Origin of the sequence: Tessaracoccus antarcticus (genome assembly GCF_003688855.1) — a bacterium.
GTDB lineage: Bacteria > Actinomycetota > Actinomycetes > Propionibacteriales > Propionibacteriaceae > Arachnia > Arachnia antarctica.
In genome coordinates this window covers 350,127-366,449 of the sequence record NZ_REFW01000004.1, presented here as the reverse complement: position 1 = coordinate 366,449, position 16,323 = coordinate 350,127, and the positions used below count along the sequence as shown (strand labels likewise).

The window sequence follows — 16,323 nt, the reverse complement described above, 5'->3', positions numbered from 1 at the left end:
CAACACGAATGTCAGCTGCAATAGTGCATTTTTGGCATTGACTTTAAGCACGCTGTTGAGTTCTCAAGTTTCGGGTGCATCCCTCACTCCCAGGAACAAGTTCCTGTTGCATTCGGGGCAACTCGGTAAACCTTACTGGGGACTTTTCCGGCTGTCAACTTGGCGTTTCTGCCGGTTTCAGCCCCAGTTTCAGTTGTTTTTGCTATCCTGCGGTCTCCCTCAGGCAGCTAGAGAAGACTACTCCCCGATCCATCTGGGTGCAAATCGTGGGGCCCTGCAGTGTCTTGGCCCCTGGCCCCTCGCCACCTCACCGAGGCGTTGTTCCTAGTGGGGCCCTGTTGAGCCGTGCGCACCCGCTGTCACACGGCATGCGAGTGGCCGCAGTTGACGACACCCGAGCGTGGGGACCGCCTGCCGGGACGGGTGGTGACAGATCTAGACTCGGGGTGTGAATCCAGTCATTGCGCATCCCATCACCCCCCAACGCACCGTCCCCTCCACCATCGCCCGCCCCGAGTACGTCGGACGAGCGGCACCCCGCCCCTACACGGGCAGCCACGTGCAGAGCGCCGACGTGATCGAACGGATGAGGGAGTCCGGACGCATAGCTGCCGATGCCATGCATGCGGCTGCCAGGGCCATTGCCCCCGGCGTCACCACCGACGAGCTGGACCGCGTCGCCCACGAGTACATGCTGGACCATGGCGCCTACCCCTCCGCACTCGGCTACAGGGGCTTCCCCAAGTCGGTGTGCACCTCCGTCAACGAGGTCATCTGCCACGGCATCCCCGACAAGCGCCCCCTTGAGGACGGCGATCTCGTCAAGATCGACGTGACTGCCTTCAAGAACGGCGTGCACGGCGACAACTGCGGCACCTTCTACTGCGGGGACGTGGATGAGGAGTCCCGACTCCTCACCGAGCGCACCAAGGAAGCACTGACGCGGGCCATCAAGGCCGTGCGGCCGGGACGGCCCGTCTCGGTGATCGGCCGCGTCATCGAGTCCTACGCCAAGCGCTTCGGCTACGGAGTGGTGCGGGACTACACGGGCCATGGCGTACACACTGCTTTCCACTCCGGGCTCGTGATCCTGCACTACGACGAGCCCCGCCTGGACACCATCATGGAGCCCGGCATGACGTTCACGATCGAGCCCATGCTGACTCTCGGCTCGCCGGAGGCCGAAGTGTGGGACGACGACTGGACCGTCGTCACGCTCGACAAGTCCCGGTGCGCCCAGTTCGAGAGCTCCTTGGTGGTCACGGAGACCGGCGCGGAGGTACTGACAGTCGCCAGCCACGAGCTCGGCTGAGACTCAGGGCAGCAGGGTGGCCCGCGCGAGACCCAGTCCGCGGGCCAGCGGCATGAGGGTGAACTGTCGTGCCATGGCCGCCACGAGGTTCGCCCCCGGGGTGTCTGCATCGAGCACAGCGCGCTGGTGCGCGGGCGACAGTCGCCCGAACGCGTCGAAAAGTGCGTAGGTGTCGTCGGGTGACAGGTTCAGCACGCCGTGCAGGGCCCGCCGACGAACGAACAGGGGCTGGTCACGCCCCGGCAGTTCGCCCCGCACCGCCTGCGCCACCACACCGTCGACCGCTGACAGCGACGCGAAGAATGTGTACCCGCTGAACGGATTGTTCTGCTGGCCGGCGGCACCGAATCGCATGACGCCCTGGATGTGACCCCCGCGCCTCACGAGCGGGATCGACACCCGCTCAACCTCCGCCCCGGAGACCTGGTCACCCCCCAGACCGGAGAGCTCGAGGCGCCGGAGAAGTCGCCGCCGAAGTTCGCCCTGCGACAGACCCGGGGCACCGGCGAGGCACGTCTCCTCCAGGAGCACACGCCCATCGGGCATGGGGATGACGTAGAGGAAGGTGGGTGACGTGACGCCCCAACGGGCCGCGCCATCAAACGGACGCCAATCCATGAGGACGGCCTCCGCGCCGCACAAGACCTTCTCGGCAACCTCCGGAGGTACAAGGATGCCGTGCGCCGTCTGGTGCGGGACGTCCCCGCCACTTCCGGCGGGGCGCGCTCCACGTGCATCCACCACCATCCGCGCCCGCTGGCGCAACGCAGCCACGTCGTCGTCGCCGAGGACCTGCTCCTCCACGGTCACTCGCTCGAGCGTGGTGGCGAGCCGCACGGCATCGTTGTCGAGGATGGCGTACTCGTCCCGGATCGGGTAGGAGTCCGCTGCGCGGATCTGTGGGTCGTGGGCGGTGGTGGCCACCACGTCGGCGGGGAGCCATGCGGGAAGCTGGCGCCGCCAGCCACCGAGCGTCTGCGCCCACGACCGCCCCGGATGGGGGTCAACACCCAGCACCTCCAGGCCAGCGGCAGCGAGCCGGTGGGCAAGCGAACGCCCGGCGGGACCCAGACCGACGACGGCGACGTCGAAGAGTGTCACACCGATCAGGACGCCGGCTGGGACGCCCAGGGGTCGTCACCCAGTGCGTTGATCTGCTCGACGCTCCAGGGGCTGAGCAGGTGCGGCATGTTCGCCGCGGTGGCTCGCAGGTCCCCCCAGTCGGCCCAGGCGTGCTCAGCAACCTCGGCGGGGTCGAAGACGAGGTCCTCGGGATCCACCTCAGCCACCATGACGGGGCACAACTCGTTCTCCACCACACCTGAGGCGTCGACGGCGCGGTACCGGAAGTTCGGCAGCGCGAGGCGCAGGTTCAGCGGCAGGGCCCCGATCTCGTCCGGCACGCGACGCATGGCCGCCTTGAGCGGGCCTTCATCGGGGCGCTGGTGGCCACATGCGGCGTTGGTCCACACCCCGGCCCACGTGACCTTGTCCAGCGCACGTCGGGTCATGAGCACGCGCCCCAGGGCGTCGCGCAGGTAGACCGAGAAAGCCAGGTGCAGCGGGGTCTCGTGCGTGTGGAATGTGGTGCGGGGGGCAGTACCCAACTGGTTTCCCATGTCATCGACCAGGACCACCACATCGTCATCGACTGTCATGGCGCACAACCTACCAACCCCACCCAGAGACTGCTCAGCGACGCTTGGCCAAGGCCTTGCGCAACGGACGCACCCAGCCGAAGCGGGGACTCGTGGGTGCCGTGAAGATGTCCTGCCCTGCCACCTGCCACGACGCCAGGAGATGGTTGGCAGCCTGCACGCCCGTGGTGGCCGCGCGCTCCATGAGGGCCACGGGGTAGTCGCAGCGGATGCCGTCGCCCGCGAGCACGACGTTGCCCGAAGGGGTCTGAACCGTGGGTCTGTTGCGCCACGGGGAGGTGTCCACGAGGTGGCAGTCGTCAGCAACCAGCCACTCCTCCCCCAGCGTGGTGGCGTCCGCCAGCTCGGGGTGGATGAGGTCCTGCATGGCCGCCAGTTCCGCACGCAATGCCTGCTCATCGACATGGTGGTCGACGGCGTAGGCGTGAAGTTCCACGACGCTCCCGTTGCGACGAGCCGCCCAACGCCGGGCGGAATCCTCGAACTGGTGCATCATCGACACGTTGTCCAGCGGGCCGTAGTTGCTGGTTCCGAGGAAGTCCGGCGATCCGGCGGCTGCCGGCTTGTCGAGCCAGCGTCGCCAGACCACGAAGGGAGGGGCCGAGCGAAGCGCGCCAATACCCTCGCGCCAGTGCTCATCGCCAAGGCTGGGGCTGGCCCCGACGATGCGTTGCAGCGGTCGCAACTCAGTGGCGAGCACTGCAGCATCCGCCTCGATCGGTTCGCCGTCGGTCATCACGGTGACGCCGTCCTCGCGGACTTCGAGCTCCGTGGCACTGGTCCCCAGTCGGAACTCGACGCCCTGACGCTCCAAATGCTGGGTGAGCGGATCCCACAGGGCCGTGCCGAAGTCGTCGGCAGCCACGTCGAACAGCAGTCCCTCGGCGGACCCGACGAAGTACGTGTGGAACATGGCCACCAGTTCGCCACCGGAGAACTCGTCCGGGTCCGCAAAGAAGCTGCGGGCGAAGACCTCCAGCGCCAGGTGGCGGGCGGTGTCCGGGAAGCGCAGGTCGTCGAGGACGTCGGAGGCTGAGCGCCCGTCCATGTCCTCGAACGTCTTCGGGAACTCCACATCCAGCAGTCCGAGTGCCGCGTCGACGTTCACCTTCGTGAGGTCGCGCACCGGGAAGCTCGGCGACGTCGCCACGAACCCGATCAGGTTCAACGGTGGTGTGCGGGGGATCCGGGCGAAGGAGTCGCGGGGTCCGTCGCGCAATGTCAGGGGGTAGTCCTCCACAGGGCGCAGGCCCGCAAGCATCGGATCTGCCCGGCGCAGCAGTGCGCGCAGCTGGTAGTACTGCTTGAAGAACGCATGGAAGCCGCGGCTCATGGGCACCTTGTCGCCGTTGTCCAGCGTCGTCGGCCATGACCGTACGCGGCCACCGAGCTGCTGTTCGCGCTCCAGGACCGTCACCTTCACACCGCGCTCCGCCAGGGTCGCCGCGGCGGACATGCCAGCGATGCCGCCACCCACCACCACGACGTGGCGCCCCTCTGTCCAGGTTGCTCCGGCAGGTCCTGCATGCCGCTCTGCCCGCTTGTCGCGCCCCTGGAACCCTGCCGTGCCGTTCTCCACACCGTGTGCCATGGCCAAACCTTATGCGCTCGTGCATCGGCCCGGCATATCCCCCCTCGGTTCGCCACGGTGCTGCGTCCCCGGCGTGGAGTTTCGACGTGCGCCACTGCCGGTGTGCCACTCTTGGGGAGCATCACACCCGAGAGGACCCACATGTTGCGTGAAGGACTGAACAAGCTCCAGGTTTCAGCCGGCTTCGACGAGGTGGCCGCCACCTACGACGCCATGGTCTCCCTGAATCCGGGGTACAGGCGACATCTGCAATTGGCCGCCGAGTCCCTGCTGTCGCACGTGCACACCCAGAAGCCGGTCCTGCTGGATCTCGGATGCGGCTCCGGTCTCTCGACGGCCGCACTTCTTGCGGCGGCCCGCCGACGGGGCATGGATCCCACCATCGTGGGCGTCGACGCCTCCGGTGGAATGCTCGAGCAGGCCCAGCGGCGCGGCTTCGACGACACTGTCTCGTTCCGGCACGGACGGGCCGAGCAACTGTCCGACCTCGACCTTCCGCCTGCCGACGGCGTCCTCGCCTGCTACCTGCTGCGCAACGTCACCGACGTCGACGCCACGCTGCGAGCCATTCAGACCCAGCTGCGTACGCGTGCCACTTTCGTGGCGCAGGACTACTCCGTGGCCGACTCGGAGTCCTCGCGTCGACGCTGGACCGCCGTGAACCAGACCATCATCCTGCCGCTGGCATCCGTGATCGCCCGGAACCGCGACCTCTACGAGTACCTTCACCGCTCCGTCGACGACTTCATGGGCGTGCAGGAATTGGCCCAGCGCATCATCGCTGCCGGCTTCGCCACCGTGGAGAGCCGCTCCGTCGGCGGTTGGCAGCACGGGATCCTCCATCTGGTGCGGGGGACCAAACCGCTGGGCTGACCACGTGGACCAGGGCTGGCCACCGCATGCGGGGGGCGCGGCGCACCACCCAGCGATCACGTCGTGCAGCCGCTAGAGTCAGAAGCCGTGAATGCACCGTGGATCAAGCACTACCAGCCGGGCGTTCCGGCCGAGATCGAACTCCCCACCGAGTCGCTCGTCGCACTCTATGAACGATCGGTGGCCGAGGCCCCCGATGCGGTGGCCACCGAATTCTTCGGCAGAACAACCACCTACGCGCAACTCGGTGACCGGATCAGCCGCGCTGCCGAGGGGTTGCGGCGACTCGGCGTTCGACGCGGGGACCGTGTGGCACTGGTGCTACCCAACTGCCCCCAACACGTCATCGCCTTCTATGCCGTGCTGCGCATCGGCGCAGTGGTGGTGGAACACAACCCGTTGTACACCGAGCGTGAGCTGCGGCACATGTTCGAGGACCACTCAGCGCGCGTGGCGATCTGTTGGGACGTGGCCGTGCCCAAACTCCAGGCGATGCCCGATGACATCCCGGTGCCCACGATCATCTCCGTCAACCTTCTCGACGCCTTTCCCGCGACCAAACGCCTGGCGCTGGGCCTGCCGCTGGCAAAGCTGCGGGCAGCCAGGGCCAAACTCACACAGCCGAGCGTGGGCACCCTGACGTGGAAGAAGTTCCTGGACGGGCCGCCGATCGATTCGGCGCATCCGCGGCCCGGCGTCCACGATGTGGCAGTGATCCAGTACACCTCTGGCACCACCGGCCAGCCCAAGGGTGCAATGTTGAGTCACTACAACCTCTTCAGCAATGCCCGTCAGGGCGAGGCATGGATGCACGGCGCCAAACTCCGCGAGGAGAACTTCTACGCGGTCCTGCCGTTGTTCCACGCCTTCGGGATGACCCTCTTCCTCACCTACGGCATCCTCAAACAGGCCCGCCTGGTGCTGTTTCCCGCCTTCGACGTCGACATGGTGCTGGACGCGGCACAAAAGACCCCGCCGACGGTCTACTGCGCCGTACCGCCAATCTATGAGCGCACGGCGACGCGCGCCAAGGAGCGTGGGATCAGCCTGCGCAGCGCCAAATACTGCATCTCCGGGGCGATGAATCTGCCTGAAGCGGTTGTCGAGCTGTGGGAAAGCGTCTCCGGTGGACTTCTCGTGGAGGGATACGGCATGACGGAGGCCTCTCCGGTGTGTCTGGGGAACCCCTTCGCGCCGAGCCGACGCAGCGGTACCATCGGCGTCCCGTTCCCCAGCACCCGCATGAAGGTGGTCGATCCCGACGACCCCACCCGGGAAGTGGCGCAGGGCGAACGCGGCGAGTTGCTGCTTCAGGGCCCGCAAATCTTCAGCGGCTACTGGAACAACCAGTCCGAGACCGAGAAGACCCTCCTCCCCGGCGGATGGCTTCGCACGGGGGACGTGGTCACCGTTGATGCTGACGGCTTCACGACCATCGTGGATCGGGTGAAGGAACTGATCATCACAGGAGGCTTCAACGTCTCCCCCTCCGAAGTCGAGGAGGTCCTCCGCGCTCACCCCGACATCACGGACGTCGCCGTGGTCGGTGTCCCGGCACCCACAGGAGGCGAGCGAGTGGCTGCGGTGGTGATCCTTGCGGAGGGTTCACACCTGGATGAGAACGCCATGCGCTCCTGGTGCAAGGAACGCCTGGCCGCGTACAAGGTGCCCCGCAGCATCGTTGCAGTCGACGATCTCCCCCGCTCCATGCTCGGCAAGGTCCTGCGCACACAGGTTCGAGAACAGTTCCTGGCCACTCATCACTGAGGGGCATCACCACGCAGCGGAGTGCGGCGCCCGTCGATACCACCGGGGACGATCGGCCGGATGCGAGCCATGAACCCCCAACGGCGGTGGCCAGGAACACAGATGAAGGACGAGTCGGCCGGTAAGCCGGATTCTGTCGAAGGATGATCATCCATCTAGGCCCGCCGTTGCCGACGGGCTCATGCAACCCACCCGGACGCCTCGCGCGAGCAGCGCTCAGACAGCGTCCGCAGCCAACCGGGGCTGGCCTTCTTGGTCTTGCTCCAGGTGGGGTTTACCGAGCCACACCGGTCACCCGGTGTGCTGGTGGTCTCTTACACCACCGTTTCACCCTTACCCGACCGAAGCCGGGCGGTCTGTTTTCTGTGGCACTTTCCCGCGGGTCACCCCGGGTGGGCGTTACCCACCACCCTGCTCTGTGGAGTCCGGACTTTCCTCAGCGCTTGCGCACCGCGATCATCTGGCCGACTCGTCCGACGCTGATTCTATGCTGAAGGTGACGTTTCCCTCCACCAGGTCAACTCCGTCGAGCCTGACACGCACGCGTTTGCCCACCACTGCGGGGTCGGTGCCGGTGATGCGCGCCTCGATGGCGAACTCCGTGATCTGGAATGTTCCGGAACCGTTCCTGGGATTGACGTCGATGACGACGGCGTCGAAAACCTGCCCGATCCTGCACTGCAGGACCAGGGCTTCGGCCAGGTTGATGACACCCCGTTCGTAGGCGCTCGCCTTCTGCCCGGTCTCCTGCATCACCGAGGGCAAGCCGTCGAGGGCCTCGATGACCCAGCCGGGGACAGGCGCACCCGTGGACAGGCTGTGACACGTCTCGAGGACGAATCGGTCCACGAGCCGACGCAGCGGCGCCGTCGCGTGGGCGTAGACGGAGGCGACCGCGGCGTGGCCGAGGTCGGCCTCCGGCAGCCCGTCATGGAAGGCAAGGTAGCCGGCACCACGGAACAACGACGTGCACTGCACGATCACGGCGAGCTCCTTGGGCTCCGTCGGGTCCAGGGAGCGGACGAAGTCCGGGTAGGGAAGGTCGGTGGGCCAGTCGACGTCGAGGGATGCCGCCACCCGGCGCAGCTTCGCGACGGCAGACTTCTCAGCGGGCGGCAGGGTCCGCAGGATCCCCACCTTCCCATCCACCATCATGTGGGCTGCGGCGATGCCGGTCATGAGTGAGACCTGGGCATTCCACTCCTCCACGTCGAGCATCGAGCGGAACTCCAGCCGCCACGTCCCGTTCTCGGGCACGATCTCCTGATCGGGGAGGTTGAGGTTGATGCCCCCCCGCTCGACCTCAAGGGCGACGCGCAGGGTGCCGACCTCGCGCAGGAGCACGGCCGTCTCCGAGGGATCCGGCGCCGCGAGCTGGGCAGCCACGTCCGCGTAGCTGAGCTTCGCCCGGTTCAGGACCATGGCCCGCTCCAGCGTCGAGCCGACGAGGGTGCCGGCCGCATCCAGCCTGTGCGTCCACAACATGGCCGGCCGGGGCCTGCCGTCGGCCAGCAGGGACGCCGCATCCTCGCTGAGTGCCGGCGGGTGCAGCGACACCTTGGCGCCGGGTGCGTACATGGTCTGTCCACGCTTCCACGCCTCGTCGGCGATGGGCGAACCGGGCTCCACCCAGGCCGCCACGTCGGCTATGGCGTAGTGGACGGTGTAGCCGTCACCGTCGCGGACGATGTGGAGCGCTTGGTCCAGGTCCCTTGACGAGGCCGGGTCGATGGTCAGGAACTCGATGTCCGTGCGGTCCCTGTGCCCCTCGAACGACGGCGGATCGGCCCGCAACGCCTCCGCCTGGGCAAGAACCGCAGGGGGAAACCCGGCTGGCAGGCCCAGTTCACTCTGAAGACGGTGCAGGCCGCGCACGACCTCGTCGGGCACACCCGGAATGAGGACGTGACGGCTGATCATCAGAGCCCCGAATCGGCTGTCCGGACCAGGATGCGGTCGCATTCGACGCACCGCAGCACCTGGTTGGCGGGTGCCTTCCTGTAACTGTCAAGGTCGGCGACGGTGATCTCCAACTGGCAACCGGTGCACCGTCCACGGTGCAGCTTCGCTGCGGCCAGACCGCGCTGGGCGCGAATCTTGTCGTACATGACCAGCAGGGCCGGAGGCACGGTGCTCGCCACGCCCTTGCGTGCCGCCGTGACGCCCTGCGCCTCGGTACTGAGGCCCTTGACCTTCTGGTCCCGGATCCCCACCTCGTCACGCAACGTCGCCTCGATCTCGTCGCGACGCGCGGACATCTCCTTGGCGGTGCTCTCGGCGTCCTCCAGCCGCGCCATGACCTCGAACTCGGCATCCTCCAGTTCGTTGACGCGCCGCTCCAGTCGCGCCACCTCGTCGATGAGCCCCTTCAGCGTTTTGCCGTCACTGATGGAGCCGTCACCCACGCGGGTCCGGTCACGCTCGAGGCGTGCCCGCACCGGGACAAGGTCCGCCTCCGCGCGGCGCAGGGCAACGCCGAGGTCGTCGACGATGGTGGTGGCCTCCACGAGCGAGTCGGCCACGCTCTGGCGCTCGGCCATCAGCTCGGCGATCCTCTGGTGTTGGGGCAGGGAGCGAGCGGTGTGCTGCAGCCGTCCCATCTCGGCATCCAGATCGGCGAGATTCAGCAGTTTCTGCTGGTCAGCGGGCTCAGCAAGCATCGCAGGGGTCCTCCCGTTAGCGTTTCGGGGCCAATCTACAAGGGTTCCACCCGGCGTCTACACTCGCTGCCATGACCGCAGCGCAACAGAAGGCATCCGCTCTCGACGGCGCGAGCCGCAAATCACCGTTCTCCCAGGCGTTCAAGGAGTTCATCGTCGAGGACTGGGCACCCTATGAGTCCCAGATGCCCGAGGCGCTGCCAGCCGCCGCATGGACCCGTGCCCGCCGCGAAGCCGCCATCGGCCACTTCTCCGGCAGAACCCTGGTGGTTCCGGCTGGAACCCACCGGGTCCGTTCCAACGACACCGACCACCGCTTCCGCCCCCACACGGCGTTCGCATGGCTGAGCGGGTTGGGCCAGGAGAGCGAACCCGACGCGGTCCTGGTGCTGTTCGCCGACGACCCCGCCACCTTGTTCTTCCGCCCCCGCTGTCCGCGCACCGACGAGGAGTTCTACGCCTCCTCCCGCTACGGAGAGATGTGGGTGGGCCAGCGCGACTCCCTGGAGGAGATGAGCGCTCGTCTGCACCTGCCGTGCCGCGACATCCGTGACCTGGAGGACGCCCTCGCCGGGCATGACCTGCTCGTGCTGCGCGACGTCGACGCATCCGTCACCGCCATGGTGGACGGTCTGCGCGACGGCGACCACGCCGTCGACGATGCCCTGCTGGAAACCACCCTGTCCGAGATGCGGTTGGTGAAGGACCAGTTCGAGATCGACGAGATGCGTCGCGCCTGCGACGCCACCCGCGTCGGGTTCGAGGCGGTCGCCAGGGAACTCCCGAACGCGGTGCTCAAGGGTCGCGGGGAGCGCTGGGTGGAGGGGGTGTTCGGACTGCATGCCCGGCACCTCGGCAACACCGTCGGCTACGACACCATCGCCGCTGGAGGCGACCACGCCAACACCCTCCACTGGATCCGCAACGACGGCGACCTCGCCGACGACGACGTCATCCTGCTGGACGCCGGTGTCGAGGTCGACTCGCTGTACACCGCTGACGTGACCCGCACCCTGCCCGTGGGGGGACGCTTCTCCCCTGCCCAGCGCCGCGTCTACGACGTGGTGCTGGCGGCGCAGACCGCCGGCATCGAGGCTTGCCGCCCGGGAGCCGCGTTCACGGACCCCCACACGGCCGCCATCACCGTTCTGGCGGACTTCTTCGAGGAACTGGGCATCCTGCCGGGCACCGCGGCGGAGGCGCTGTCCGAAGACGGTGGGCAGTGGCGCCGCTGGATGGTGCACGGGACGTCGCACCACCTCGGCATGGATGTCCACGACTGCGCCCAGGCCCGTCGCGAGGTCTACCGCGGCGGTCAACTCGCCGAGGGCATGATCATCACGGTGGAGCCGGGCATCTACTTCAAGTCAACGGACCTGCGGGTGCCGAACGAGTACCGCGGCATCGGCGTGCGCATCGAGGACGACATCCTCATCACCGACGGGGATCCGGAGAACCTGTCGGCGTCGCTCCCACGCGACGCCGACGAGGTCGAGGCCTGGCTGGCGCAGCAGCAGGGTCGCTGACCCTCAGTCGTCGGCCTGTTCCTTGCGGAACGGCGTCTCCGTTCGCTGCATGAAATTCAGCAGCAGGGTGGCGACGTCGCCCGGGCTCGCCACGGTCACCTGGTGCGACGCCTCCGGCAGCACATGGAGTTCAGCCTCCGGGACGGTCTCGACCACAAGCTCCACGTTCTCGATGGGCGTGGAGCTGTCCCGGCCCCCGGCAATGACCATCAGGGGCATGCGGATGTCAGCGAGGTCCCCGCGCATGTCGTGGGCTGCCAATGCCCGGCACAGTTGCGCGTACGAGTGGTCGTCGGTGGCCGCCAACCCCTCCATGATGGTGTCGACGGTGCTGCGGCTCTGGGCACGGAAGTTCGGGGTGAACCAGCGCTTCTCGGTCTCCTCCAGCAACTGCTGGGTCCCGGAGGACTCCACCTGCGCGGCACGCTCCAGCCAGCGATCGGGCTCCCCCACCTTGGCTGACGAGCACAACACCGCCACGCCGGAGAGGTCCTCGGGGTGCTCCAGCGCAAGGTGCAACCCGATGGCGCCGGAGATGGACAGCCCCGCGAAGAAGATGGGGAGGTCCCCGACGTCGGCGCGGACGCGGCGGATGACGTCGGCGACTCCCCCGGCCAGCGCTTGCAGAGTGGGCTCATCGGCTTCGTCCCACAGGGTGGCTTCCGCGTGCCCCGGGAGGTCGACGAACACCACGCGGGCCTCATCGGCCAAAGCGTCGGCCACCGGGGTCCACTGATGGGTCGCATTGCCGCCGAGGCTCGGGGCAACCACGAGCACCCGTTCGGCTGTGCCCGCCGGATCGTAAACGTCGTATGTCAGTTCCATGTCCACCTCGATGTCGGAGTACCGACTCCAACATACTCAGGCGGGGAGTCCGGTGTGCACCGGCTCACTCAAACTGTGCAGCACGCTCCTCAGGGCGCGCGGAGAGCAACTCGCGGGCGCGCGCTGCCACCTTGTGTTCGCTCAGCACTTCGTAACTGGTGGCCACCGTCTGCCGCATGGAGTTGAAGTCCCGGTTCCCGCGGCTGAGTGCATACCCGATCGCCGTCGTGAGGGTGCCGATGATCACACCCAGCAGCAGACCCACGAGAAGGACAGGCAGGAAGGCTGCCTGGCCGCCTGTGAAGAGCGAGAGCATCAGGCCCACGAAAATGCCGGTGCCGATGCCGGAGATGGCCCCCTGGGCCAGGACGGTGCCCCATGTGCGTCGACCCGTGATCCGCTCGACCGATTTGAGGTTGGCCCCCACGATGAGCAGGTTCTCCACGGGGAACTGCTGGTCGGACAGGAAGTCGACGGCGGCCTGTGCCTCCTCGTACTTCTTGTACTGGCCCACCAGTTGCGGGTAGTCCAGCTCGAATGAACGTCCGGGAACCGGGGTGGTACTCATGATGGTGGCCTCCTGTGCGCGTCGTCCGGATCCGCCGCACGACTGATGGGATCCAGCCTACGCAGGGCGGGACCCAGGGTGCCGTACACGTCGCGGGATGGCGGCGGCGGGGCTGAGCACGTCCACCCGACGCGGAGGCGCCAAACCCCCGCGCGGGGAGTGTAGATTGCGGCGCATGAACGCCAAAGATACGCAGGTCTTCATCTCGCGCATCATTGGCCTCCCCATCGTCGATGCCGCAGGTGACCAGGTGGGTCGCGTCAAGGACGTCGTGTACCACCTGCGCGTGAACACGCTGGCCCCACGAGTTCGTGGGCTCGTCGTGGAACTCTTCGCGCGGCAGCGCATCTTCGTGCCCATGATCCGCGTGCACAACATCAGCGCGAACCAGGTTGCCATCCTCGGACAGGTGGACACACGTCGCTTCACGAAGCGTGACACCGAGTACCTCGTGGCGGCTGACCTCTTCGACAGGGCCGTCTCCCGTGACCGTCCCACCCGCATTTTCGATGTGTCGATGGTCCAGGTGCGCAACAGGGAGTGGGAACTGCGCAGCGTCGCCCTCCGCAGCAAGTCCGGCGTCAGCCGGTTCGGCTTCGGTGGCCGCAGCACCACCGAGGTGGTGCGGTGGAGCGAGGTGTCGGACCTGGTGATGCTCAAGGGCCGCACGGCAGCCCACATCGTCGCGGAACTCTCCGACATGAAACCGGCGGACGTGGCCAAGGAGTTGCACGACCTGGACCCGGAGCGCCGCGCGGCTGTCGTCGCGGCCCTGGACGATGAGACGCTGGCCGAGGCGCTGGAGGAACTGCCCGAGGATGAGCAGATCGAGCTCATCTCGGCGCTGGACACCGAACGTGCCGCGGACGTGCTCGGCGAGATGGATCCCGACGACGCCGCCGACCTCATCCGCGACCTGCCCAGTGACGTGGCCGAGGACCTGCTGCAGCGCATGGAGCCCGACGAAGCCTCCGACGTGCGCCGCCTCCTGCTCTACGAAGAATTCACGGCCGGCGGCATGATGACGCCCGAGCCCGTCATCCTCGACACCGACGCCACCGTGGCCGACGCGCTGGCCCGGTGCCGGGAGGAGTACTTGACCCCGGCCCTGGCCTCCATGGTGTTCGTGTGCCGCCCGCCCGTGGAAACCCCCTCAGGCCGCTACATCGGTGCCTGCCACGTTCAGCAACTGCTGCGCGCCGCGCCCACGCTCCTCGTGGCCACCATGCTCGACGACAGCCTGGAGCCGTTGTCCCCCAGCAGCCCGCTCGCCCAGGTGAGCCGGTTCTTCGCCACCTACAACCTGGTGGTCGCGCCCGTGGTGAACGACCGTGGCCAACTCATCGGGGCCGTCACGGTCGACGACGTGCTGGACCACATGCTGCCCGACGACTGGCGCGGGGAACACATGGACGAACCCGCCGCGGAGGTGAGCAATGCCGCGTACTGAACGCGAGACCCTGTCGGAGCCCGGACGTCGTTCCCACATCCCCCGGGTGTCCCTGGACCCCGACACCTTCGGCGCCTTCGCCGAGGGTGCCGCCCGGTTCATGGGTACGGGCAAGTTCATCGTCTACATGACGGTGTTCGTCATCATCTGGATCTCCCTCAACGTGATCGGCATCTACGGGTACAAGTGGGACCCCTACCCGTTCATCCTGCTCAACCTCTTCTTCTCGACGCAGGCCTCCTACGCGGCACCCCTGATCCTGCTGGCCACGAACCGGCAGGAGGTCCGGGACAAGCTGAGCCTCGACGAGGACCGCCGGCTGGCGGCGCAGTCGCGGGCCGACATGGATTTCCTGGCGCGGGAGATCTCCGCCATCCGCATGAACCTCGGCGAACTCGCCACGCGCGACTTCGTCCGGGGCGAACTGCGCATCGAACTCCGCGAACTGGCCGAGCGACTTGAGGCGAATGGGAGGCGAGATGGCTGAGGACCTGCCCGGCGTCACCGACATCACGGACAGCGACGAGCCGGGCCGCCCCGGGGGGGTTCGCTGGTTCGGCGTGGTCCTGCTGCTGGCCTACGTGGCGCTGATGGCGCTGGGCGCCTGGTCCCTGTGGCTGATCGCCGGCGAGGAACTCGTGGCGGGGATCTCCGCCGGAGTCTTTGTATTCCTCTATGCCCTGGGGTGGCGGCTGTGGCTCGCACCCGGCTCGGACCGGCGGCTGGCCTTCAAGGAACGCCTCACCGTGCACCTCATCGCCGGTCCTGTGGTGGTGGTGTTGGGGAGCCTCGCCGGGGTGTGGCTGCCCATGATCGTGGCGCTCAGCGCGGTCATCATGTGCGACGCACTCAACGAGCGCGACCGTCATCCAGCAGTGGGCGGTTCGGCCCCCGATTTGATTTGACACCACCCGCCCCGTATCAAGGGTGTGTGACTACCGAGAATCCGCTGCTCCCGCTCGTCCGCGCCGCACTCCACGGCGTTGAGGACCCGGAGATCCGGCGCCCCATCACTGACCTCGGCATGGTGGACGAGGTGCGAGCAGACGACACGGGACACGTGTTCGTCCGTGTCCTCCTGACCGTCTCCGGCTGCCCCATGAAATCCGAGATCACCACCCGCGTGTCCGCGGCAGTCGGGGCGGTCGACGGTGTCAGCGGAGTCGACGTCGAGCTGGGCGTGATGTCCGACGAGCAGCGGGGCGCCATGCGACAGATGCTCCGCGGTGGCCAGGCGGAGCGTGTCATCCCGTTCGCGCAGCCGGGCAACCTGACGCGCGTGATCGCGGTGGCCTCCGGCAAGGGTGGTGTCGGCAAGTCATCGGTCACCGTCAACCTCGCTCTTGCCCTGGTCCGCCAAGGCCTGCACGTGGGCATCCTGGACGCCGACATCTACGGCCACTCCATCCCCGACCTGCTGGGACTGGGTGACGCCCGGCCCACCGTCGTCGACGACATGATCATGCCCGTGCCCGCACTGGACGGACTGAAGGTCATCAGCGTCGGCATGCTGAAGCCCAGCCGTGACCAGGTGGTGGCATGGCGTGGACCCATCCTGGACCGCGCGCTGACGCAGCTCCTGGCCGATGTCTACTGGGGCGACCTGGACTACCTGCTGCTGGACCTCCCGCCCGGCACCGGTGACGTGCCCATGAGCCTGGGGCAGAAGATCCCCTCCTCCGAAGTCCTCGTGGTCACGACCCCGCAGCAGGCAGCCTCCGAGGTGGCCGAGCGCGCCGGGACGATGGCGCACATCATGGAACAGCGCGTGATCGGCGTGGTGGAGAACATGAGCTGGCTCGAAACCGTGTGCCCCCACTGCCACGAACCCCACAGGATGGAGCTCTTCGGCGCCGGCGGCGGCGTGCTGGTGGCCGAGGCACTCACCGACCGCTTCGGCTACGACGTACCACTGCTGGCGCAGGTGCCCTTCGACGAGGCACTCCTGGCAGGCGGCGACCGCGGTGAACCCATCGTCGCCTCTGCGCCGGACCACCCAGCCGCACAGGCGCTCGTGGAACTCGGCCGGATCGTTGCGAGCCGCAAGCGCAGCCTCGTGGGGACGCGCCTGCCATTGGCCACCAGCTGAGGGG

General features: G+C 67.5%; 14 protein-coding genes, 1 other RNA gene and 1 pseudogene. 8 read left to right on the top strand and 8 right to left on the bottom strand.

The annotated features are described in order from the left end of the window. The first annotated feature begins 448 nt into the window (after positions 1–448). Positions 449–1,312: a type I methionyl aminopeptidase gene (map, locus tag EAX62_RS14790; protein ID WP_121902485.1), complete on the top strand. Its 864-nt coding sequence runs from the start codon at positions 449–451 to the stop codon at positions 1,310–1,312. A 3-nt stretch (positions 1,313–1,315) separates the two neighbouring features. On the opposite strand, the gene EAX62_RS14785 is transcribed toward map, so the two are convergent. From EAX62_RS14785 to EAX62_RS14775, 3 genes are read right to left on the bottom strand one after another with little or no spacing between them, the layout of a single operon-like run. Continuing rightward, positions 1,316–2,413 (bottom strand): lycopene cyclase family protein, encoded by a 1,098-nt coding sequence (locus tag EAX62_RS14785; protein WP_158600693.1) that lies wholly within the window; start codon positions 2,411–2,413, stop codon positions 1,316–1,318. A gap of 5 nt (positions 2,414–2,418) precedes the next feature. Then, complete coding sequence (gene idi, locus EAX62_RS14780; protein ID WP_121902483.1) at positions 2,419–2,970, bottom strand: isopentenyl-diphosphate Delta-isomerase; 552 nt, start codon at positions 2,968–2,970, stop codon at positions 2,419–2,421. Between the two features lie 34 nt (positions 2,971–3,004). After that, positions 3,005–4,561 (bottom strand): FAD-dependent oxidoreductase, encoded by a 1,557-nt coding sequence (locus EAX62_RS14775; RefSeq protein WP_121902482.1) that lies wholly within the window; start codon positions 4,559–4,561, stop codon positions 3,005–3,007. A 141-nt stretch (positions 4,562–4,702) separates the two neighbouring features. On the opposite strand from EAX62_RS14775, the gene EAX62_RS14770 reads away from it, so the two are divergent. After that, positions 4,703–5,434, top strand: coding sequence for a class I SAM-dependent methyltransferase (locus EAX62_RS14770; RefSeq protein ID WP_158600692.1), 732 nt, complete (start codon positions 4,703–4,705; stop codon positions 5,432–5,434). An 87-nt stretch (positions 5,435–5,521) separates the two neighbouring features. Continuing rightward, positions 5,522–7,201 carry a long-chain-fatty-acid--CoA ligase gene (locus tag EAX62_RS14765; protein ID WP_121902481.1) on the top strand — a complete coding sequence of 560 codons (1,680 nt, stop codon included), beginning with the start codon at positions 5,522–5,524 and terminating at the stop codon, positions 7,199–7,201. A 106-nt stretch (positions 7,202–7,307) separates the two neighbouring features. On the opposite strand, the gene rnpB is transcribed toward EAX62_RS14765, so the two are convergent. The 3 genes and pseudogenes from rnpB to EAX62_RS14750 form a co-directional block, all read right to left on the bottom strand. Beyond that, positions 7,308–7,673, bottom strand: an RNA gene (gene rnpB, locus EAX62_RS14760) — RNase P RNA component class A. A gap of 26 nt (positions 7,674–7,699) precedes the next feature. Further along, positions 7,700–9,121, bottom strand: a pseudogene (locus tag EAX62_RS14755) (RNB domain-containing ribonuclease); the annotation flags it as partial. Continuing rightward, positions 9,121–9,861 carry a zinc ribbon domain-containing protein gene (locus EAX62_RS14750; protein ID WP_121902480.1) on the bottom strand — a complete coding sequence of 247 codons (741 nt, stop codon included), beginning with the start codon at positions 9,859–9,861 and terminating at the stop codon, positions 9,121–9,123. The gene EAX62_RS14750 and the pseudogene EAX62_RS14755, both read right to left, overlap by 1 nt. A gap of 71 nt (positions 9,862–9,932) precedes the next feature. On the opposite strand from EAX62_RS14750, the gene EAX62_RS14745 reads away from it, so the two are divergent. Next, the gene (locus EAX62_RS14745) at positions 9,933–11,387 is read left to right on the top strand and encodes an aminopeptidase P family protein (protein WP_121902479.1); all 1,455 of its coding nucleotides are present in this window, start codon (positions 9,933–9,935) and stop codon (positions 11,385–11,387) included. Positions 11,388–11,390: 3 nt separating this feature from the next. On the opposite strand, the gene EAX62_RS14740 is transcribed toward EAX62_RS14745, so the two are convergent. Next, on the bottom strand, positions 11,391–12,212 hold the full coding sequence (locus EAX62_RS14740; RefSeq protein ID WP_121902478.1) for an alpha/beta fold hydrolase: 822 nt from the start codon (positions 12,210–12,212) through the stop codon (positions 11,391–11,393). Positions 12,213–12,276: 64 nt separating this feature from the next. Next, positions 12,277–12,780, bottom strand: a complete 504-nt coding sequence (locus tag EAX62_RS14735) for a general stress protein (RefSeq protein ID WP_121902477.1) — start codon at positions 12,778–12,780, stop codon at positions 12,277–12,279. 175 nt (positions 12,781–12,955) lie between these two features. Between EAX62_RS14735 and EAX62_RS14730 the strand changes: the two genes are divergently transcribed. From EAX62_RS14730 to EAX62_RS14715, 4 genes are read left to right on the top strand one after another with little or no spacing between them, the layout of a single operon-like run. Beyond that, positions 12,956–14,230, top strand: a complete 1,275-nt coding sequence (locus tag EAX62_RS14730; protein WP_121902476.1) for a magnesium transporter MgtE N-terminal domain-containing protein — start codon at positions 12,956–12,958, stop codon at positions 14,228–14,230. Beyond that, the gene (locus EAX62_RS14725) at positions 14,217–14,717 is read left to right on the top strand and encodes a DUF1003 domain-containing protein (RefSeq protein ID WP_121902475.1); all 501 of its coding nucleotides are present in this window, start codon (positions 14,217–14,219) and stop codon (positions 14,715–14,717) included. Before EAX62_RS14730 ends, EAX62_RS14725 begins: the two co-directional genes overlap by 14 nt. Next, on the top strand, positions 14,710–15,135 hold the full coding sequence (locus tag EAX62_RS14720) for a hypothetical protein (RefSeq protein WP_147454126.1): 426 nt from the start codon (positions 14,710–14,712) through the stop codon (positions 15,133–15,135). The genes EAX62_RS14725 and EAX62_RS14720 overlap by 8 nt, the downstream gene beginning before the upstream one ends. Positions 15,136–15,161: 26 nt before the next feature. Continuing rightward, entirely contained in the window at positions 15,162–16,319 is a 1,158-nt protein-coding gene (locus EAX62_RS14715) for an Mrp/NBP35 family ATP-binding protein (protein WP_121902473.1), read from the top strand. Positions 16,320–16,323 lie beyond the last annotated feature (4 nt).